Origin of the sequence: Mesorhizobium sp. M7A.F.Ca.CA.004.12.1.1, assembly GCF_003997835.1 — a bacterium.
In the GTDB taxonomy this organism is placed as follows: domain Bacteria; phylum Pseudomonadota; class Alphaproteobacteria; order Rhizobiales; family Rhizobiaceae; genus Mesorhizobium.
The window spans coordinates 1-5,831 of record NZ_RZRK01000383.1; the positions used below are offsets into that span (position 1 = coordinate 1).

The 5,831-nt window shown below is 57.9% G+C and carries 6 protein-coding genes and 1 tRNA gene; 6 read left to right on the forward strand and 1 reads right to left on the reverse strand.

Annotated elements, in window-relative coordinates:
* The 5 genes from EN984_RS20000 to EN984_RS20020 all read left to right on the forward strand — a co-directional run.
* On the forward strand, positions 1–1,742 hold a 1,742-nt coding region (locus EN984_RS20000), incomplete at its 5' end, for a DUF4365 domain-containing protein (RefSeq protein ID WP_164765543.1).
* A 158-nt stretch (positions 1,743–1,900) separates the two neighbouring features.
* On the forward strand, positions 1,901–2,488 hold the full coding sequence (locus tag EN984_RS20005) for a hypothetical protein (RefSeq protein ID WP_127269284.1): 588 nt from the start codon (positions 1,901–1,903) through the stop codon (positions 2,486–2,488).
* 931 nt (positions 2,489–3,419) lie between these two features.
* Positions 3,420–3,671, forward strand: a complete 252-nt coding sequence (locus EN984_RS20010; RefSeq protein ID WP_127269285.1) for a hypothetical protein — start codon at positions 3,420–3,422, stop codon at positions 3,669–3,671.
* Positions 3,671–4,024: a hypothetical protein gene (locus EN984_RS20015; RefSeq protein ID WP_164776146.1), complete on the forward strand. Its 354-nt coding sequence runs from the start codon at positions 3,671–3,673 to the stop codon at positions 4,022–4,024. The genes EN984_RS20010 and EN984_RS20015 overlap by 1 nt, the downstream gene beginning before the upstream one ends.
* 167 nt (positions 4,025–4,191) lie before the next feature.
* A complete protein-coding gene (locus EN984_RS20020) occupies positions 4,192–4,902 on the forward strand; it encodes a tyrosine-type recombinase/integrase (protein ID WP_164748679.1) in 711 nt (236 codons plus the stop codon).
* A 20-nt stretch (positions 4,903–4,922) separates the two neighbouring features.
* Here EN984_RS20020 and EN984_RS20025 read toward each other — a convergent pair.
* Positions 4,923–4,998: transfer RNA gene (locus EN984_RS20025), tRNA-Ile, on the reverse strand.
* Positions 4,999–5,134: 136 nt separating this feature from the next.
* Between EN984_RS20025 and EN984_RS20030 the strand changes: the two genes are divergently transcribed.
* Positions 5,135–5,831 (forward strand): SIMPL domain-containing protein (locus tag EN984_RS20030; RefSeq protein WP_164765544.1); only part of this gene is annotated, 697 nt, incomplete at its 3' end.

Genomic DNA, 5,831 nt, shown 5'->3' on the forward strand with positions numbered 1-5,831 from the left:
GCCGTTGGGTTTGTCGGCGCAAGGACGAGGATTATGGTGTCGATCTCGAGGTCGAGGTCTTCGACGACCGCGACGAGGCAACGGGGCTGATCTTTCTTGTGCAGCTCAAAGCGACCGACGATCCGACAGAGGCGCTTTCAGTTGCGATGAAGATGGATCGGCTCCTCTACCTAGGTAGCCTCGACTGCCCCTCGATCGTGGTGCGCTACTGCAGCGTGGACGATAGCTTCCACTGGAAGTGGCTTTCCAATGTGTTCGCCGAGATCGGCCAACCCGAGACCAAAACCGTGACCATACGCTTCTGCGAAACCGATGCTTGGTCGGACGCTGATCCAGAAGCCATCGTCCGCACGTTTAAGGTGTACCGGACAATCCGCCTGGCCTCGCGACAGCTGTCGCTCGGCTTGGGCATCGATGAGAGGCGCTGCGGTGGCCCACATTCGTTTGAGCTGAGTTGCGCAGTCGCCGAGATCACGTCTTCCTGCCGGATCGTAGGGACGTCATTGGACCCCAGCGAATGCCTCCCCGTCATGGTTCACCTCGACGGCGAATATCTGCGGTCGCGGATAGACATGATCGCGTCGATCACTGTCCACCTTAAGAGTTTCGATCGTCACGAGATTGCGGCACAGCTCTCCTACGTGCTGGCCCACTTCGCATGTGGATATGAGTTCATCTCGCAAGCACGCGATTTGGCAACGCTGATTCGGCAGCGCCGCTACAGATGTCAAAGCCGAAATGTTGCGGCGGTAGTCGCTGCCCGACTGAACGAGCACCCAACTTTGGCAGGTGACCTTGCCGCCCTGAACGGCATCCACGAGCGCCAGGATGAGGCATACCTTCTCTACGTCCACAGCCTCCTGAGCAGTAGCCTTCCCTTCGAAGAGCGTCTGGCCACGGCGTCGAGGTTCTATGTCGACGCGCTTGAGTTCCATGCGGCGGAGACGCCGGAGCGGCAATCGGCGATCCACTATTCCTTCGGGAATGCCCTGCGAATCTCCGGCGCGATGTCGAGGGCTGTCCGGCAGTACAACTTGGCCCGCCGGAAGTATCCCGACTACCTTAGACGAGGCTATTTCCTGGCAGAACTGGCTGCTGCTCTTTTTTTTCGCGGCCGTCACCGAATGGCAGCTACTCTTTACGACCATGCGTATGAGGCTGACGCGAAACCGCAGGTCGCGATCTGCGCGGGTGACGCGCATTTGTTCTGCGGGCACTTCGCCGAGGCGCATCGATGTTACGATGCCGCAACCAATTCTGACGACATTTGCGAAAGCAGCGAAGCTGCGCTGAAGGATTGGATGGCCACTTGGGTGGAACAGTTTTCTTACCGTAACTACCTCACTTACAGTCCCCATATCTGGATGTCGGTCCTTGAGCAGAGCGTCGAGGCAGAGCGGCGCGACCATGCGATAGGGGCCTGCCTGATGTTGTGTTACTTGACCGAGGACAATCTTCCGTTCTGGGCTCGGGCGATCTCGTTGACGACCGGTGGCGAGGACCGCGACCTTCTATTTGCAGTGATCGCTGGCGCGGTATGGACACACGGCCAAGCTGCCTATGCTCTGTTTCGCGACGGTTTTCGTCGAGCGGGGGGCTCAAGTGATGCGCTGCGAAATCTCGACGGAATGGTAGGCGATCTCTTCGCGCAACGGACTTCTAGTAGTAAGGGTGGCGTCACCACACGACTTCTTCGCGAACATCACTACGACAGTGTAGTCGAGGAGCCAACCAATCCCTAGAAGGGGAATCTACGAGGCGACGATTAAAGGTCTTTTTGGCGATGGCTAAGACTACCGCATTCAGATTCGCGATCGCGGACGCCAAGCCCCGGTCCGAATGCTGGTCGTTTTTTGTCAACCACAATGACGTCTACCTAACGAGTAACGCATATAGGCGCATGCTTAAACTCAGCCTTCACCAAAGTGGTGTTTGTCAGGTCGCGCTGTTGGAAGGGTTTTTCGCGCAACACTTGGAATGGCGGGAGGACGGTCCCGATTTTCGTTCGATATTGCGGTGGCAACGTCTCTCGACACAAGAGGACCGGGGGCAGGTTGCCGCCTCAATCCTGTTTGCGTCCGACGGTTTCTGGCCTGAACAGGAAGCCATACCAAATACGAAACAATACACGGCATTGGCACCGCCTCCCCACATGTGCGGGCGGATGGTGAATGTCGTCTACAGCCGCGAGGATCCAAATCGAATAGCCAAGCTTGGAGTATGGACCGACGAACTGCTCTTCTCTACTCAGCTCCCGAGCGGCGAATTCGTTTGCCTTATGCAGTCTATCGAACCATTGCCGGAGGACTTTTTCGCCTTTGCACCCGTTTTGAGTCCATACAGCATTACACTCGGCATCGATGAGAACGAAATGGACGATGCGCGAGGCATATCATGCTTCGATTGTGCGCAACTTTTTGAAGGGCATGGCTGCATCCGCTCGCTTCACAATATGCGCTTGATGTCGGTTGCCGTGGCGAATGAATAGCTTTCGGCTACCTCTAAGGCGGTCCGATAGAGAATCCTGGTATGGCATGGCTTTCCGAAGCAAGAAGACGCTCGAGAAACTAGACGACAGCAGCTTCGTCCCGCAGCCCGGACCTCCGTTGAGCAAGTGGCAAAGGTCTGCTTCCCGCCTAATTCGACATTTTGTCGAAGAGAAGGATGTCTGCTTCCGGGCTGGTCGAGCACGACCATACACGGCCGACTTGCGGCGCAAAGCTGCCGTTCAAGCATGGTACTTGGGAGTTCGTGTCGGCGCGCTATCAGACACAATGTACCAGAAGTCGATCCCTTCAGAGCTATCTAAAAACCGAATCTAGTATCCTGCCTTATCCATGAGCACTCGCAATTCGGGCTGAGGAGCGACCCAGAAAGTTCGAAAAGCTTCCAGGAACCCCAGGGGAGTTGGAGGCGGATCGTACGTTGCGGCCCATAGATATGGCAGCGAACGCCGCAATGAAGCGGCTGTCATCGTCGGCAAAAGAGGGTCCAAATCGGACTGTCGGCGGCTCCGTCGTGCGAACGAAAAATGACGAGAAGCAGAACTTTCGTGTGCGGTTTTTGCACACAACATATCGTAACTAGCTGATATTGCTTATCTATCGGCCCTGTCCATCATCGCCACGGGTCGCGATTTTCTACCGCACGGCATCGAACGCACCTTGCTCACGCTGCATGCCGGCGATAGCAAAAGAACGCGCCCTCAATAGTGGGTCTTGCGATGTAGCGGTCTCCCGACTCGAACCCCCGCAGCCGCGGTCTGCTATCCTATTTTCACGCCGTTACCGCCGTTTGTCGCATTGGCCGGACAGATCCATTCCAAGCATAGCAAGGAAAGGGTAGCGTGATTGCTTCTTAGGTGAATGCTCCACTGTCGCGGAACTCAGCCCGCGAGGCGATGTGCAGCGAGAAAAGCAATGAAACGCGCACTTGGCGGGCTCCTGCTGTTCGGCATTAATCGAGAACAGGCAGCGGTAGCTATCGGCGTCAGTCCAACGACGTTCGACCAGATGGTCGCGGATGGCCGTATGCCACAACCGCGGATGCCCAGCAAAGAGCGCTATGTCTGGGATGTGGAGGAACTGGCAGAGGCATTCGGGCGGCTACCACACCGCAACAACAAACTTGACGGCGTGTCCTCCAGCGATAATCCTTGGGATCGCAGATGATGGACGTGGCGAGCACCATGGTGAAATTCAATCTGAAAGGCGTTGTCGAAGACAGGGATCGGCACGGCAATATCCGGCTGTACTTCCGGGCACCGGGTAGAAAAAAGATCCGTCTGCGAGAAAAGCCAGGTTCAGCCGAGTTCCACGAAGAAGTGCGCTGCGCGCGAGATGGCGTTCCCTATGCTTCGGCTCAGAATGTGGTCGGGCCTGTAGTGAGGCCAGTTGCCCCTCGCGGCAGTCTGATGTGGCTTTGCCAGGAGTATTTCCGGCGCGGTGGCGCAGAGGTCGGCGAAGGCACGATGCTTCGACGACGAACAATACTCGAAGGCGTTGCAAACTGCCTCACCCGCTGAGCGGGCCAGTCAATCCGGACTTCTCGACGAAGGGTTCATTACCGTTCGCGGCCATGAAGCGGGCTCACGTCAAGGAGCTCCGTGATACCCGGTCAGACGCTCCGGGGGCAGCCAACAATATTACAAAAGCCATTAGCGCAATGTTCGCTTGGGCCAAGGATGCCGAGATGGTCGAGGTCAATCCGGCAAACGGAATAAAGCGCCTGACTTCCGGCAATGGCGAAGGTTTCCACACCTGGGAAGTGTCGGAGATCGTCCAGTATGAGAAACGACATGCGCGCGGCACTATGGCTCGTATGGCGCTGGCGATTTTCATGTTCACGGGTTTGCGACTGTCCGATGCCGCAATCTTCGGCAGACAACACATTACCCAGGTTCGCAACAAGGATACCGGGATCTGGGAGAAGTGGATCAGGATCAAGCCTGGCAAGACCGACAAGAGCAAGGTGCGCAAGGAAGCGATTGTTGTCGAACTGCCTCTGCTCCCAGAACTCGAGGATGAGCTTTCCTTCGCCCCGGCCGGCAACCTGACATTCCTCGTCACCGAGTATGGTCGGCCTTTCTCGGAAAACGGCCTTGGTAACAAGATGCGCCAATGGTGCGACGAAGCGGGGCTCCCGGGCTGCAGCGCCCACGGGGTCCGCAAGGCAGGCGCCACCGTTGCCGCAGAAAACGGAGCCACACATGAACAGCTGAAGGCGATTTACGGCTGGACGACCTATCAGCAGCCTGATCATTACATCCGCAAGGCACGCCGCCGGATAGTGGCGCAGTCTGCCCGGACCCTTCTGGTATTCGATCGAAACGAGAACGAAAATGTCCCACTTTTGGCGGGGGTGGAAGAGAGTGGGACAAAAAAGTACAAAAAACCCAATTAATCAACGGCTTCGAAAGCTAATGGTGGGCCCGGAGGGACTCGAACCCCCAACCAAGCGGTTATGAGCCGCCGGCTCTAACCATTGAGCTACAGGCCCCACGCGGGCTGGATTAATGTTTTTCGCATCGCGGCACAAGGCTTTCCCCGACGGGCTTCCGCAGATCGCCCAAATCAACCCATAATCACGCTCTACGCGACCCCTTGCGACTTGATCGCAGACCAAGGAGATTTTCATGACCAGACATCTTTTGCTTCTCGCGCTCGCCACTGCAATCGCTTTTCCGGCGATGGCTGGAGCCGCCGATCTGCCGACGCCGCCCCGCATCATCGTGTCGGGCGAAGGCGAAGCAACCGTAGCCCCCGATCTGGCGGTCCTGACGCTGAGCGTCATGCGCGAGGCCAAAACGGCGCGCGCCGCGCTCGATGCCAACAATGACGCCATGGCCGCCGTGATCGCGGCGATGAAGTCCGCCGGCATCAAGGACCGCGATCTGCAGACCGCTGGCATGCAGATCAACCCGCGCTACAACTACACCAACAAGCCGGACGGCAGTCAGGAAGCCGAACTCGTCGCCTACCAGGTGACCAACACGCTTTCGGTGCGGGTGCGCGACGTCGACAAGACAGGCGAGGTCCTCGACAAGGCGGTGTCGCTGGGCGTCAATCAGGGCGGCGGCATTGCCTTCACCAATGACAACCCGGCAGCCACGGTCACCGAGGCGCGCAAGAAGGCGGTCGCCGACGCCATGGCCAAGGCCAAGACGCTGGCCGAAGCCGCCGGCGTCAGCCTGGGCCGGGTGCTCGAGATCACAGACCAGAACATCAGGCCGGCGCCGATGCCGATCAATGCCAAAGCCTTCGATGCCGCGGCCGGCGCGGCTCCGGTACAGGCCGGTGAGAACGCCTACAATGTGCAGGTCACCGTCACCT